15 protein-coding genes are annotated in these 14,378 nt (G+C 35.3%); 2 read left to right on the forward strand and 13 right to left on the reverse strand.

The window, feature by feature from the left end; translation table 11 throughout:
• Window position 1: 1 nt before the first annotated feature.
• The 12 genes from PYW37_RS11030 to yfmF form a co-directional block, all read right to left on the reverse strand.
• Entirely contained in the window at window positions 2-886 is an 885-nt protein-coding gene (locus PYW37_RS11030) for a YitT family protein (RefSeq protein ID WP_004254791.1), read from the reverse strand.
• Between the two features lie 149 nt (window positions 887-1,035).
• The gene (locus PYW37_RS11035; RefSeq protein ID WP_012898480.1) at window positions 1,036-1,911 is read right to left on the reverse strand and encodes a YitT family protein; all 876 of its coding nucleotides are present in this window, start codon (window positions 1,909-1,911) and stop codon (window positions 1,036-1,038) included.
• 99 nt (window positions 1,912-2,010) lie between these two features.
• Complete coding sequence (locus PYW37_RS11040) at window positions 2,011-2,940, reverse strand: YitT family protein (protein ID WP_004254786.1); 930 nt, start codon at window positions 2,938-2,940, stop codon at window positions 2,011-2,013.
• A complete protein-coding gene (gene aspS / locus PYW37_RS11045) occupies window positions 2,921-4,693 on the reverse strand; it encodes an aspartate--tRNA ligase (protein WP_004254782.1) in 1,773 nt (590 codons plus the stop codon). Before aspS ends, PYW37_RS11040 begins: the two co-directional genes overlap by 20 nt.
• Before the next feature lie 60 nt (window positions 4,694-4,753).
• Window positions 4,754-5,122, reverse strand: coding sequence for an HIT family protein (locus PYW37_RS11050; protein ID WP_012898482.1), 369 nt, complete (start codon window positions 5,120-5,122; stop codon window positions 4,754-4,756).
• A gap of 24 nt (window positions 5,123-5,146) precedes the next feature.
• Window positions 5,147-6,439 (reverse strand): histidine--tRNA ligase, encoded by a 1,293-nt coding sequence (gene hisS, locus PYW37_RS11055; RefSeq protein WP_004254776.1) that lies wholly within the window; start codon window positions 6,437-6,439, stop codon window positions 5,147-5,149.
• A gap of 510 nt (window positions 6,440-6,949) precedes the next feature.
• A complete protein-coding gene (locus PYW37_RS13345; RefSeq protein WP_223848559.1) occupies window positions 6,950-7,414 on the reverse strand; it encodes an Rgg family transcriptional regulator in 465 nt (154 codons plus the stop codon).
• Between the two features lie 79 nt (window positions 7,415-7,493).
• Window positions 7,494-7,658, reverse strand: a complete 165-nt coding sequence (locus PYW37_RS11065) for a hypothetical protein (RefSeq protein WP_023188658.1) — start codon at window positions 7,656-7,658, stop codon at window positions 7,494-7,496.
• A 241-nt stretch (window positions 7,659-7,899) separates the two neighbouring features.
• On the reverse strand, window positions 7,900-8,472 hold the full coding sequence (gene pgsA / locus PYW37_RS11070) for a CDP-diacylglycerol--glycerol-3-phosphate 3-phosphatidyltransferase (protein ID WP_012898490.1): 573 nt from the start codon (window positions 8,470-8,472) through the stop codon (window positions 7,900-7,902).
• Between the two features lie 40 nt (window positions 8,473-8,512).
• Window positions 8,513-9,409: a helix-turn-helix domain-containing protein gene (locus tag PYW37_RS11075; protein WP_025016931.1), complete on the reverse strand. Its 897-nt coding sequence runs from the start codon at window positions 9,407-9,409 to the stop codon at window positions 8,513-8,515.
• A 263-nt stretch (window positions 9,410-9,672) separates the two neighbouring features.
• Complete coding sequence (yfmH, locus tag PYW37_RS11080) at window positions 9,673-10,956, reverse strand: EF-P 5-aminopentanol modification-associated protein YfmH (protein ID WP_023188656.1); 1,284 nt, start codon at window positions 10,954-10,956, stop codon at window positions 9,673-9,675.
• Window positions 10,946-12,232, reverse strand: coding sequence for an EF-P 5-aminopentanol modification-associated protein YfmF (gene yfmF / locus PYW37_RS11085; protein WP_023164564.1), 1,287 nt, complete (start codon window positions 12,230-12,232; stop codon window positions 10,946-10,948). The genes yfmH and yfmF overlap by 11 nt, the downstream gene beginning before the upstream one ends.
• A 197-nt stretch (window positions 12,233-12,429) precedes the next feature.
• On the opposite strand from yfmF, the gene yaaA reads away from it, so the two are divergent.
• Entirely contained in the window at window positions 12,430-12,792 is a 363-nt protein-coding gene (gene yaaA, locus PYW37_RS11090; protein ID WP_012898492.1) for a S4 domain-containing protein YaaA, read from the forward strand.
• Window positions 12,792-13,868 carry a DNA replication/repair protein RecF gene (gene recF, locus PYW37_RS11095; protein WP_023188655.1) on the forward strand — a complete coding sequence of 359 codons (1,077 nt, stop codon included), beginning with the start codon at window positions 12,792-12,794 and terminating at the stop codon, window positions 13,866-13,868. The genes yaaA and recF overlap by 1 nt, the downstream gene beginning before the upstream one ends.
• Before the next feature lie 86 nt (window positions 13,869-13,954).
• Here the strand turns inward: recF and PYW37_RS11100 are convergent, their stop codons facing one another.
• Window positions 13,955-14,323 (reverse strand): carboxymuconolactone decarboxylase family protein, encoded by a 369-nt coding sequence (locus PYW37_RS11100; protein WP_023188654.1) that lies wholly within the window; start codon window positions 14,321-14,323, stop codon window positions 13,955-13,957.
• Window positions 14,324-14,378: the final 55 nt, after the last annotated feature.

The raw sequence follows: 14,378 nt of genomic DNA on the forward strand, positions 1-14,378 counted from the left end.
GCTATTTTTTTCCTTTTTTAGCCACTTTATAACGACTGCGTGGATAAGTGAAATCACCAATGACTTCATGAACATTTATAATTGATGTGAAAGCATTCGGGTCAAGAATAGACAAAATTTGTTTTACTTCTTGAATTTCTCCAGGGTTTAAAACAACATATAAAATTTCTTTAGAATTTCCTGAATAAGCCCCTTCTCCATGTAAATAAGTCGCGCTACGACCGATTTCTTCAATAATTGCTTTAGCAATTTCAGCATGATTATTCGTGATAATAAGCATTCCTCGAACCGTATAACCACCAGATTGAACCACATTAATTACTTGTGCTGCCACAAAACTTGCAATCAAAGTGTACATCATATGGCGTAAATCAATATAGCTTAATGAAAGTAACATCACACAAGCATCAAAGATAAAGAAAGTTCGTCCAACAGCAACCCCAGCCTTAATCTGCAAAAGCTTGGCAATAATATCGGCCCCACCAGTCGTTCCACCAAAACGGAAAACTAAACCAATTCCTGTTCCGGCAAATACACCAGCGAGCAAGGCAGCGATTAAATAATCATGTCCAACATTAATTGCGACTGGAATCCGTTGGAAAATCCACATCCAGATTGAAAGACTCACGATTCCCCAAATTGTATAAACAAAAGTTCGGCGCCCAAGAAAGCGATAGCCAAGAATTAAAAGTGGAATATTTAAGATAAGCTGGGTGTAGGAAGGGTCAATATTCAATAAAGCATAACCAATCAATGAAAGCCCAGCGACTCCACCTTCAGCCAAGTGGTTCCCCATGTTGAACTCAACAAAACCAAAGGCATAGATTGCTGTACCAATTGTAACAGCAAGAAGTTGCAAAAAATGCACCTTAGATAATTTTTTCATAATATTCCTCAAAAATTTCGATGAAATATCCTTGCCGAGGGCAAGGATGTTTAAATCTATTGTAGTTTAAATTTAGAATTTAGTCAACTTTTGAAAACTTCTCCCTTTTTAACTTAAGTATCTTAAAAAAAATAGCCCAATGAGCTATTTTATTTTTTTAAATCTTTAAATCTACCCCGTTTAGGAGCGAAATCTCCCACAACTTCATGAACATTGATGACTGAAGCGAAGGCATTCGGGTCAATTACCGATAGAATTTGTTTTACTTCTTGTATTTCACTTGGGTTAAGAACAACGTAAAGCACTTCTTTTTCAGTTCCTGAATAGGCTCCTTCACCGTGTAAATATGTTGCGCTTCGACCAATTTCTTCAATAATTGTTTTAGCAACTTCTACATGATGATTTGTGATAATAAGCATTCCCCGAACTGTATAACCACCATTTTGAATCAAATTAATCATTTGCATTGAAATAAAACTGGCAATCAAAGTATACATCATATGTTTAAGGTCAACATAACTTAAAGATAGAGCCAAGATACAAGAGTCAAAGATAAAAAGCATTCGCCCAACAGGAATTCCTTTTTTTATTTGAAATAACTTAGCAAGAATATCTGTCCCACCTGTTGTTCCACCAAAGCGAAAGACTAATCCGATTCCTGAACCTGAAAAGACTCCGGCGAGTAAAGCGGCTATTAGAGTATCATTTCCAATATTAATTGTAAAACTGACCCTTTGGAAAATCCAAATCCAAACAGCTAAACTCACAATTCCCCAAATTGTATAAATAAAGGTTCTTCTTCCTAAAAAACGATAACCTATCATCAGAAGAGGAATGTTGATTAAAAGTTGAACATAAGAAGGGTCAATATGCCATAAAGCATAAGAAATCAAAGAAAGTCCGGCGACCCCTCCTTGAGCTAAGTGATTCGCCATATTAAAGGCGACAAAGCCAAAAGCATAAATTCCAGTACCAATTGCGATGGCAAGCAAGTACAAAAAATGTACTCGTGCAAATCTTTTCATTTTATTTCCTCCTTTATTTTTTTAGATAATAAGGGGAGAAAGTCCTCCTTTTGGCTTTCTCCCTTTTATCTTTCTTTTTTCAATGTAAAACCTAAGCAGTTAATCTTCTACTTCTGCAAATTTTCCAAGCACTCGAACATTCTCCGATATTGATACAAAAGCATGTTCGTCATATTTTTGAATAATATCCTTGAATTCCTGATATTCATACATTGTAATGACAGTCATGAGGACGGTCTGACTGGTATGTGTATAGCCACCTTCCGCGTCATGTAAAATGGTTACTCCATGTTTAAAACGATTCACTAATTTCTTTGTCAGTAATTCTGGATTTTTAGTTACAATCATTACTTGAAGACGTTTTTGTCTTGTAAAGATTGCATCTTGTACACGAGAGTTAACGAAAATAGCAATTAAACTATAGAGCATGTATTCCCAGCCAAAAAGAACTCCGGCTGTAAAAATAATCACACCATTGACCAGAAATGCCAAAGTTCCAACACTTCTTCCTGTTTTCTTACGCATATAGAGGCTGACGATATCAGTCCCTCCAGAAGAAATCCCAGATTTCATTGCATTCCCAACACCAAATCCCATAATTGCCCCACCAAAGACAGCATTAATAACTGGCTCATGAGTTAAGGGCGTCACTGGAATAAAATGGATGAAAACTGAACTCATAACAACTGTAATCACTGTATAAACGGTGAACTGTTTGCCTATTCCTCGCCAAGCAAGAATGAAAAGTGGCGCGTTTACTAATATCAAAGAAGCAGAAATAGGTAAGATATTATGACCACTTATTCTGGCTACTAATTCAGTAACAACCTGAGCTGCACCCGTCGCACCAGAAGCATACACATGTCCTGGCTGATAGAAAAAGTTCAATGCGAATGATGAGAAGACAGCATAAACAACTGCTGCCGAAAATTTATTTGCCATTTTTTCAGCGCCAATAGATTTTAAAACTTGATAAAGTCCAATTCTATCTAGAAGGGCGCCGAGAATTTTATTGATCTTTGTTTGCAAGTTTAATACTCAATTCTTCCAGTTGTTTTTCAGCAACTATGGATGGAGCCTGTGTCATTGGGTCAGAGGCTTTGTTATTTTTAGGGAAAGCAATTACTTCACGGATATTGTCTTTTCCAGCAAGCAACATTACGAAACGGTCAAGACCGAGTGCCAAACCGCCATGTGGTGGGAAACCATAATCAAGTGCTTCAAGCAAGAAACCAAATTGTTCGTTTGCATCTTCTAATTTAAAGCCAAGAGCGCTCAACATTTCTTCTTGAAGTTGGCGGGTATTAATTCTTAATGACCCTCCACCAAGTTCATAACCATTTAAAACAATATCATAAGCATGGGCACGAACTTTTTTCAAATCAGAATCTTTGCTATGTCCGTCAGCAGATAAAAAGGCTTGTGTTTCTTTCGTTGGTAAAGTAAACGGATGATGAGCAGACATATAACGTTCTTCTTCATCTGACCACTCAAACATAGGCCAATCAATGACCCAAAGGAAATTGAACTGACGGAAATCAATCAATCCTTGTTGTTTACCAATCGTTAAACGAAGCGCACCAAGAGCTGAATTTGCTACATCAAGACTGTCAGCAACGAAGAGTACCAAGTCATTATCAGTCAATTTCAATTCATTAACAAAGCTGTCAGTAGATTCTGCTAAGAATTTAGAAACGCCACCAGCAAATTCACCTTTTTCAAATTTAACCCATGCAAGGCCTTTGGCCCCATTTTGTTTGGCTTGTTCTGTCAATTTATCAATTGACTTACGAGAATATTTGTCAGCAGCATCTTTGACAACAATCGCTTTAACAACTTCTGCTTCTTGGAAAACTTTGAAATCAATTGTTTTAGCAAGTGCTGACAAGTCTGTCAGTAACAATTCAAAACGAGTATCAGGTTTGTCAGAACCATAAAAGTTCATGGCATCATCATATTTCATACGTGGGAAAGGTAAAGTGACATCAATTCCTTTCACATCTTTCATGACTTTAGCAATTAACTCTTCTGTCAAATCTTGAATCTCTTCTTCTGACAAAAATGATGTTTCTAAATCGACTTGTGTGAATTCTGGCTGACGGTCACCACGTAAATCTTCATCACGGAAACATTTAACAATTTGATAATAACGATCAAGTCCAGCAGTCATTAAAAGCTGTTTCATTAATTGTGGTGATTGTGGAAGAGCATAAAATTCACCTTTATTAACCCGAGATGGAACAAGATAATCACGCGCCCCTTCTGGTGTTGATTTATTTAAAAATGGTGTTTCAACATCAATGAATCCTGCTCCATCCAAATATTCACGAATTGAACGAGTCGTCGCATGACGCATTGTGATATTTTTAAGCATTTCTGGACGACGTAAATCAAGGTAACGATATTTCAAACGAGTATCATCAAGAACTTCAACATCATCTTTAATTTCAAAAGGTGTTGTTTTAGAAGTAGACAAAATTTCAATGGCAGTCGCTTCAATTTCAATACCACCAGTTTTAATTTTGTCATTCTTGCTTGCGCGCTCAACGACTTTACCTGTCACTTCAAGAACAAATTCATTGCGTGCTTTATCAGCTGCTTCTGCCACATCAGCCGCTGCTGTTTCAGGATTGACAACGATTTGGACAATCCCTTCTCGGTCACGTAAATCAATGAAAATTAATCCACCAAGATTACGACGTTTGGCTACCCAGCCTTTAACCGTAACCGTTTGATTTAAGTATTCTTCTGTAATATTTCCCGCGTAATTTGTACGTTTCATATAAATGTAAATTTTACTCTTCTAGTACACAAAGTAAAATTTTACTCCTCTTTCTTTTTATTATCTATAGTTTTGTTTTTCAGGTATGACACCACGAACACCACCGGTTGGATTCTTTACATCTCCCTGATGCCGCGGTATTAGATGAACATGACAATGAAAAACAGTTTGTCCAGCTGCTTTACCAACATTAATGCCAATATTGTAGGCCTCGGCATGAAATTTCTCAGTTAAATTATCTTTTGATAAGTCTAAAAGTTCTTCAATTGCTTTTCTTTCAGCTTTGGTCATCTCAAAATATGAAGACACATGTCTTTTAGGCGTAATCAACATATGACCTTCACTGACTGGATAGGCATCATAAAATGCCTGTGCCAATTCATTTTCAAAGATTGTATCTTTCATCTGACAAAATGGACAATCCGTCATCAATTCACCCCTGCTTTAAGTCACTTAAAGTTCTTCATCCGCATAAATCTCTTCAAAAATCGGTGCAAATGATTCGTGAACAGCTTTAAGTGTTGTTTCTACTTGTTTACGTGTTTGATTATGTTTCACTTTGATTTGACCTGTGCGAATCTCATCTTCTCCAAGTGTAATAATCAACTCAGCACCCAATTTTTCAGCCGTTTTAAATTGCGCTCCTAGTTTTCGATTTGAGAAATCACGTTCGACTTTAAAGGCCTGTTCACGTAGGCTTTCAGCTAATTTTGTTGCTTCAAGATTTGCTTTTTCGCCCATTACAGCAATATAAACATCCAAAGTTTCTTCAGGAATGAAATTAATTTCTTGTTTTTGAGCAATCATCAAAAGTCTTTCAATTCCTAAACCAAAACCAAAGGCAGGAGTTGCTGGTCCGTCGAAATATTCAACTAACCCATCATAACGTCCACCACCACATACGGTCAAATCTTTGCCATCAAAATCAACAATAAATTCAAAAATTGTATCATTATAATAATCCAAACCACGAACCATATTTGGGTCAATAGTGTACTCAATATGTAAAGCTTCAAGTAAGGCTTTCACTTCTTCAAAATAAGCCTTTGAAGCTTCATTGAGATAATCTAAAATAGCTGGAGCATTTTTAACAATTGCGATGTCTTCTGCTTCTTTACTATCCAAAACGCGTAAAGGATTTTCATTGAGACGACGACGGCTATCTTCTGAAAGTTGATTCTCAAAAGGAGTCAAATAATCAATCAATGCTTGACGGTAAGCCATGCGACTTTCCATATCTCCAAGTGTATTTAGAGCTAGTTTAAGACCAGTAATTCCTAACTGGCGGAAAAGTGTGTCAGCCATTGCAATAATTTCTACATCAACTGCTGGATTTTTCACTCCTAAACACTCTACACCAAATTGATGAAATTGACGTAAACGTCCTGATTGTGGACGTTCATAACGAAACATTGGTGCGTCATACCATAGCTTCACTGGTTTTACTACTTCAGGGGCATAGAGTTTATTCTCAATATAAGCCCGAACAGCTGAGGCAGTTCCTTCTGGACGAAGCGCAATATGACGTCCCCCTTTATCCTCAAAATCATACATTTCTTTGGTAACAATATCACTTGTTTCACCTGTTGCACGACTAAAAAGTTCATAGCTTTCAAACATTGGTGTCCGAATTTCTTTGAAATTATAATCATTGAAAACGCCACGAGCAATTTCTTCGATGTACTGCCATTTTGCAGTTTCAGCAGGCAGTAAATCTGCTGTTCCTTTTGGTTTTTGAAGTTTCATTTTTTTCCTTTCGGTTAACTGGGAGTAAAAATCTTTATGATTATTCATTGGGTTTGAACATTCATTTCAAAGATACCGTTTACATAAGAAAGCACCCCAAAGCTTCTCGCTCTAGGGTGCATCATTGCACGGTACCACCTAAATTTGCTCCTAGAAAATCAGAGCCTCAGATTGATTATAACGTTATCACCGATAAACACTGTCACAAACCCTATGAGCTTTCACCAACACTCACTCTCTTTTCTATTATTGTAACGCAAAAAGTGAGCCAAAGCAAGCAACTTTTGTAGGATTTAGAAAATATTTTAACTTCTATGATTCTTCTAAATTAAGAACATGGCGATTATAATATTTTTGAGCAAAATCACGACTAATAGGAACTTCTAAAAAGTCAAATAAAGCAATCACTCTAATCATTTCTTTTTGACCTTCTATTTTTCCATTCCTATAATCTAAATAAGCCCAAGCAAAGCGATAAAGTCCTTGGACATGTGTATCAAGTGCTTCTGCCTAGTGATGAACCATTGATAATAAGTCACTTGCTTTTTGGGTTTCCCCTCTACTTATGAGTGTCATAGCACATCGCCTGGCAGTCTGTACAATACGACGTCGATAAATTAATTTTCCTTTATATTCTTTCTCATGTAAATTAATATCTGATATTATTGCATAAACTAAAGAGTAAGGGAGTTGCCAAGCATTTAAAGCCAAAATTCCTAAACTATATTCAAGCCAAAGCTCGATTCCAAATAAAAAATCACTAATTTCTGTTACTTCTTCTTTATTTAATATTTGATGACAAGCTTTAGCAGTTAATTCTAAGAAACGGTAATCAGTGTATTGTCTGGTCAATCTTTCTTGCGAATGCAATTCAAGCCACTCATTGTTATAGTTCAAAGTTTCAAAATTTTCTTCAAGTATCTTAACTTTTATTTCTTGATTATTCGCATATTTGTGTGCTTCATTTTGAATCATTTCTGCTTCCGCAAATTCTTCTCTTAACTGTATCCTATCCAATCAATTAATATAATGAACAAAATAATCATCCTTACTTTCATTTTGCTTTTGGATAAAGATTGGGGTCAATAATGTTTTCGTTGACAGCTTTATCATAAAGACCTCCAACATCCGTGAATTCATCAGCATTAACGATTAGTCCTGTAAACAGAACCAGTCCCAGTAGTAGTGCGATGAGGCCTCCAATTTTAAATTTTTTCATTTGTTTTTTCCTTTTTAGGCTCAGGGTGCAAGACTTTTTTTGTAATAATATTTTCTGTTCATTTGTGCAAAAATCTCCTTTCTATTGTGAACTACAAGTGTTTCAAATTAGCATTATATTCTTTCTAAAATCATTATAACAGCTGATTTTTCGACTTCTTTTATTCGTCCCATTTCTGGCACTCCAAATAAAAAAACCAAGTATTTCTACTTGAATTTTTTTATTTTCTATTTGGAAATGATTAATCAGCATTTCTAAAAACTTGCATATTTTTAGCAAAATAGTCATAGCCACTATAAATGGTAAAGAAGACACAAACATAAAAGAGGATTGTTCCTATATACAAGGGATTTCCAATGAAAAGGAAAATAACGCTCAACATTTGTGTGGCAGTTTTGATTTTACCAGGCATTGCAGCCGCCATAACAACTCCACCTTGTTCAACGAGTAAGAGGCGCAATCCTGTAACCGCAAGCTCACGGCAAATAATAATCGCAACAGCCCACATTGGAACAACATGAAGTCCAACTAGAACAACAAAGGCAACCATATTGAGCATTTTATCGGCCAAAGGGTCCGCAAATTTACCAAAATTGCTGACAACGTGCCATTTACGGGCGAGATATCCATCAAGCCAGTCAGTAAATGAGGCTACGGCAAATACAATTGCTGCGATGACCCACATCACTGAACTATGGTCTTGTGAAACAAAACCATTAAAATGTGCACCTTCTGGTAAATAAAATAAAATCACAAAGATTGGAATCATAAAAATCCTTGCCATTGTCAATTGATTGGGTAATTTCTCTTTCATAGTTCTCCTTTTGCAGCTTAAAATAAGCCTCAACTTTTATTTATTGAGCAGCTGAATTGCTTGTCGTTCGATTAATTTGTAAAGTAATTTTATTTGGTCCAGTTGTGGTTAGTGATGATAAATCAAGAGCTTTTCCATTAACCGTAATGGTAAGCCCTTGAACACTTCCAAGTGTAATTACTGAATTTTCTGCGCCTGTTGTCACTAAAGCAGACAGACTATTTGCTCCATCAGATAATGTTTGACCAGTTGCTGGAACATTGGAATTCGTCATGCCAACCCAAATTGTTCGTCCTGCTGCAACTGAAAAATCAACTTTTATAGGGTCAGAAATATTAGAAATTGTGGCAATCATTGCCGAACTTGAGCCTGAGATAGCAATTGTTGGTTCAGGTGTACTACTACTTGCTTGTGTACTACTTTCTGATGGTTTTGTAGAGCTTGTAGAAGACTTAGAAGTACTAACTTCACTCTTTGAATAAGAATAATCATTGGTTATTAAATCTGGTGTTTCTGGTTTATTCATAATTACCGCTGCAAAAACACCTACTACAATTAATAATGCCGCTGCTGATAAAGAAATAATTGGTACATAATGACGCCATGTTTTTGGCACTTCTTCCTCAGGTTCTACTCGCTCACTCGGTTTCACAAAATGATAATTTTCTAGGATATCCTCTTTATCCTCAACTGTGATTCCTTTGCCTTCATCATAGGCTTGAATAATTCTATCTGCATTCAACCCCAATTTTTCTGCATATTGTTTGAGGTAAGCTTTAATGTAAAAGTCACCCGGTAGGGCTTTATAGTCATCTGTCTCCAGTGCTACGATATATAATTTTTGTACTTGAGTTAATTGTTCTGCTTCAGAAAGATCAAGTCCAAGCGATGTCCGCTTTTCTTTTAAGACTTGTCCGATTGTTTTGATTGTCAACATATCCTCCCTTCATTTTTGTACTGCACATCGATTGTTAATTATCACTGTTCTTTGTTTATTTTGGAGATTTTTACTATCTCGCCTTAGAAATTGCGCTGACAAAGTTTCACTGAAACTTTGAGCGACTTTTATTTTACTGACAGAAAGATTTTAATAGGCTTAATTTCTGTCAAAGGATAGCCGTTGGGACTTTAGTCCCTTGCGGATATGCTTAAATTTCTGTCAGTAGATTTTTAGCTTTTCTGTCTTACTGACAGAAGGATTTATTTAGGTAAAATTGTAAATTCTAATTTTTTCATCTCAGAAATAAATCGGTCAGCAAATTTTTCAATTTCTGACAGACTTAATTCTTTCAAAATTTCAGGGAAATCAAAGAAAGTTAAGTCACCATAAATTTCTGATGAAAATTGATTAGCAATATATTCAAGCGAATTTAATGAACTAAAATAATCTCCCAACATTTCTCTTTTGAGTAAGTCGAGATGCTCCTCACTAAAATCTCTATCTATTTTATAACTTTTTATGGCTTCTTGCAAAGTTTGACCTAAAATTTGCGGATTTTCTGTGTCAGCAGTCAACACTGCAAAATGAAATCTCTTGTCCAAATCGAAGGAGAAACCAAAGGAATCGTCGATTAGGCCTGAATTATAAAGCTCTTCATAGCGCTGACTGGTTCTACCAAAAAGCAAATCGAGAAAAAGTTGATTGGCTAATTTATATTTAAATAGGGTCTTTGAGTCACTTGAAAGTTGGTCTTCACCGCGCAGACCCAAAGCAAATTTTGGCATGGCGACTTCAAGTTCCAAACTCTCTCCCGAAATTGGTTCGCTCGCTTTAATTTCTTTTCTTTGAATTTCTGCTAAATCAGCAAAGTCTTTTCTAGCTTGATTACTTCTTACAAAGTCTGACATCATCTCAATATCAAAAGGACCTGTTAGGAACAAATTCATATTTTTAGGATGATAAAAAACTTCATAATTTTTATACAAATCATCTGCCGTAATGGCATTAATTGTCGCCGGTGTCCCAGCAATATCAGCTGCTAAAGGAGAATCAGGGTACATTTTTTCCAAAAGCCCTGCAAAAAGACGCCAATCGCTGTCATCTTGATACATTTGGATTTCTTGTTGAATAATTCCTTGTTCCTTTTCAACATTTTCTTTTGTAAAATAAGGTTTTTGGACAAAATCAAGTAAAAGTTCTGTACATTCATAAGAATTTTCACGAGTAGAAAAAAGGTATGAAGTCCTTGAAAAACTTGTAAAAGCATTAGTTTGAGCCCCCAAAGCTCCAAACTTATACATGACATCACCCTCTTCTTTTTCAAAAAGTTTATGCTCTAAGAAATGGGCGATTCCTTCTGGAAAAGTCTGAAATTCACTTTCTCCCAATGGGACAAAACTTGTATCAAGTGAACCAAAATTTGTAGTGAACAAGCCGTAAGTTCGATTGTAATCTGCTTTTGGAAGATAATAAACTGTCAAGCCATTAGGCAAAATATCTGTAAATAATCTCTCACCTATTTTCTCATAAAACTTACTTTTCAAGGCTGACCTCCATTTTTTCCTGATTCACAGTAAATCCTTTCATAAAGTATTCTGCCTGCAGATTTAATGATTTTGCAACGCTAATCAAATCGGCTTTTGAAACAGATTCGAGGGCATTTAAAAATTCAGACATCGGTAAAAATTTATCTGGAATAAGTGCTTTTACATACTCTAACTCAATTGTGTTTGACGGCGAATCCTGCCCCACAAAATAAGCATTTCGTAACATTGTTTTGGTTTGCTCAACTTCTAATTCTGTAAAATCTCCTGATTTTATGGCTTCTAATTGTTCAAAGATTAAACTTTTGGCTTCTTCATAATTTTCAACGTCAATTCCAGCTGCAATTTTTAGAAAACCTGTGAAAGAATCAAAAGTTGAAGAAATTGAATAGGCTAAACTTGCTTTTTCCCGAACATTGGTAAAGAGTTTTGAATGAGCAAAACCTCCCAAAAGTCCATTCATCACTTGCAAAGCAAGGTAGTTTTTGTCTCCATAAGCAATTGGCATTTGATAAGCGAATTGCAAAATAGATTGAGCAACCTCTTTTTCATCTGTCACTACTGAGCTTTCTGTCAGTGATTGTTGATAAAAAATTTCTTTACTGACAGCTCTGTCAGTAAAATTGAAGTCTGAGAATCGTTCAATCATTCGTTTTTCATCTACATCACCTAAGACAAAGATATCAATGGCATTGTCTGTCAGCATTTTTTGATAATATTCAAAAACGGCTTTTGGATTTTCTTTGGCAATCAATTCGCTCGTTCCAACACTTGGTAATGCTTGATTCTCATCTTCAAAGAATAAATTAGCCAACTGACGGCTGGCATAATAAGAACGGTCATCATTCATTGAGGCCAAATAATGCAATAAATTTCTTTGCTCTCTTTTGAAAATTTCGGGATTGAATTGACCATTAGCAGCATCGGGTTGAAAAATTGCAATTTTCAAGAAATCGACTGCTGCTCCCAAAGTATCAAAATCAACAAGTTTAGGATTTACGATACTCATATTAAGAGAAAGTAAATGTTGTTTCCCTTTTTTAGCCACTCCTGTCGTAAACGAAGCACCATACATTTCAGATAATTTGCGACTAAAATCTTTTCCAGTTTGATAAACCGCATTAGTGCTTTCGAGCATATTAGAAATAAGGACACGTTTCCCAAGGGTGTCAGCTGACATTTCTTCACGAAAACGAACCATTAGTCTTACTGTTTTAAATTTGCTTTCTTTAATGAGATGAAGCATCACTCCATCTGCCATTTTAATTTCTGTCAATTGACTATCACTTTCCTATTTTATCAAGCTTTTTCTAGTTATTAAGGCAACCTTTATTATACCAAAAACTGAAGCAATTTTGTGAGATTTCCTAACGAAAATGACGAATAATTTTTATCTTAAAGCTTCCTTATTTTATTCAATAAATTTCTAAATTTCCAATGAACTAAATTTCAGATTTATGTTAAAATAAGACTATGAAAAAATACATTTTATTTGAAGAATATATCACACTCGGACAAGTTTTGAAAGAACTTGGATTAATTTCAACAGGAGGTCAAGCAAAAATTTTCCTTGCTGAAAACGAAGGAAATATTTTCTATAATGGCGAAGCTGAAAATCGTCGTGGCAAAAAACTCCGTGACGGAGATTTATTAGAATTTCCAACTTTTGATTTAAAAGTTACTTTTGAGCAAGCTGACGCCGATGCGATTAAAGAACATGAAGCAGAAAAAGCTGAAGAAGCGCGTGTTAAAGCTATTGTGAAAAAAATGAACGCGGAAAACAAGACGACAAAACCAGCTAAAAAAGCTCCGCCACGCTTTCCTGGTAGAAAATAATGAAACTCAAAGCAATTGAACTCAAAAATTTTCGTAATTATGAGGAATTAAAACTTGATTTTCATCCTAATCTCAATATTTTTTTAGGACAAAATGCTCAAGGGAAAACAAATATTCTTGAGGCGATTCATTTTTTAGCACTCACTCGTAGTCACAGAACCAGTCACGATAAAGAGCTCATTTCTTGGTCGCAACAAGAAATGAAGGTCTCAGGAGTCGTTGAAAAAGCTCATGCAACTATTCCACTTGAAGTTCAATTAAGTCCCAAAGGGAGAATTGCTAAAGCCAATCATCTCAAAGAAAATCGCTTAGCCGACTACATTGGTCAACTAAAAATCTTGATGTTTGCACCTGAAAATTTGGAATTGGTCAAAGGTTCTCCTGCTACCCGCAGAAAATTTATGGATATTGAACTGGGACAAATCCATGCGGTTTACCTTTATGATTCCATGCGATATAATCGTGCGTTAAAAGAACGGAATGCTTATTTAAAATTTGATAAAGACAAAATTGATAAAAATTTTTTAAGTGTTCTTGACGGACAATTAGCTGAACATGGTAATAAAATCATGCTTGAGCGGCAAAATTTTGTTGATAAACTTGAAGTTCATGCAAAAAAAATCCATGAGCAACTTACTCATGGTAAAGAAAATTTAAAAATCATTTATAATCAAAATGTGAAAACTGACTTTTCAAAAGAATTATTGAGCAGACAAGACCATGATATTTTTAGGCATCAAACATCGGTTGGCCCTCATCGTGACGATTTACAATTTTTTATCAATGAGATTAATGTTGCTGATTTTGGTAGTCAAGGACAACAACGAACCGTTGCTCTCTCAATTAAATTAGCAGAAATTGATTTAATTTTTGAAGAGACTGGTGAGTATCCGATTTTACTTTTAGATGATGTCATGAGTGAATTAGACAATCATCGTCAACTTGATTTGATTGAAACAAGTTTGGGTAAAACACAAACTTTTATAACTACAACTACTCTTGATCATCTTAAAAATTTACCTGAAAATCTGAGTATTTTCCATGTTAATGCTGGAACCATTGAACAAGAGCAATAAAAAGTTACTGATGAAACTACTAGCATATCTGTAAACTGCTAAAGCAGTAACAGCTATCCTATGACAAAAATTCATCAGTAACTTTTTTACTTTCTGTCAGTAAAAATTTCCTTAGCAACAAAGATAGCATTTAAAACTCTTGGAAAATTGACATAAGGAGCACAGTGAATAAAAGTTTCAATAATTTCTTCTTGCGTTAGTCCAACATTTAACGAAGCTTGAATATGCACGCGCAATTGATTTTCACAGCCTCCTTGAGTCAACAAACTGGTGATAGTAATCATTTCACGGTCTTTAAAATTGAGAACTCCTCGCTCATAAATCGTTCCAAAAGCGAATTCTAGCATCATATCATTCAAGTCTGGTGCAAGATCTTTGAGTGAATCAAAAACAACTTCAGCAGCTGCTCCATCAATTTTCGCTAAATTTTTTAAACCAATTTCTTTTTTATTCATTTTATTTACCAGCTTTCTATGATAAAATCATTATAAACCCTCAAGTTAACTTGAG

Origin of the sequence: Lactococcus lactis, assembly GCF_029023865.1 — a bacterium.
GTDB lineage: Bacteria > Bacillota > Bacilli > Lactobacillales > Streptococcaceae > Lactococcus > Lactococcus lactis.

Bases quoted from the DNA above. Each gene is read 5' to 3' on its own strand.
- PYW37_RS11030 (WP_004254791.1), bottom strand. From the start codon at position 886: ATGAAAAAATTATCTAAGGTGCATTTTTTGCAACTTCTTGCTGTTACA.
- PYW37_RS11035 (WP_012898480.1), bottom strand. From the start codon at position 1,911: ATGAAAAGATTTGCACGAGTACATTTTTTGTACTTGCTTGCCATCGCA.
- aspS (WP_004254782.1), bottom strand. From the start codon at position 4,693: ATGAAACGTACAAATTACGCGGGAAATATTACAGAAGAATACTTAAAT.
- PYW37_RS11050 (WP_012898482.1), bottom strand. From the start codon at position 5,122: ATGACGGATTGTCCATTTTGTCAGATGAAAGATACAATCTTTGAAAAT.
- hisS (WP_004254776.1), bottom strand. From the start codon at position 6,439: ATGAAACTTCAAAAACCAAAAGGAACAGCAGATTTACTGCCTGCTGAA.
- PYW37_RS13345 (WP_223848559.1), bottom strand. From the start codon at position 7,414: ATGATTCAAAATGAAGCACACAAATATGCGAATAATCAAGAAATAAAA.
- PYW37_RS11065 (WP_023188658.1), bottom strand. From the start codon at position 7,658: ATGAAAAAATTTAAAATTGGAGGCCTCATCGCACTACTACTGGGACTG.
- pgsA (WP_012898490.1), bottom strand. From the start codon at position 8,472: ATGAAAGAGAAATTACCCAATCAATTGACAATGGCAAGGATTTTTATG.
- PYW37_RS11075 (WP_025016931.1), bottom strand. From the start codon at position 9,409: ATGTTGACAATCAAAACAATCGGACAAGTCTTAAAAGAAAAGCGGACA.
- yaaA (WP_012898492.1), top strand. From the start codon at position 12,430: ATGAAAAAATACATTTTATTTGAAGAATATATCACACTCGGACAAGTT.
- recF (WP_023188655.1), top strand. From the start codon at position 12,792: ATGAAACTCAAAGCAATTGAACTCAAAAATTTTCGTAATTATGAGGAA.
- PYW37_RS11100 (WP_023188654.1), bottom strand. From the start codon at position 14,323: ATGAATAAAAAAGAAATTGGTTTAAAAAATTTAGCGAAAATTGATGGA.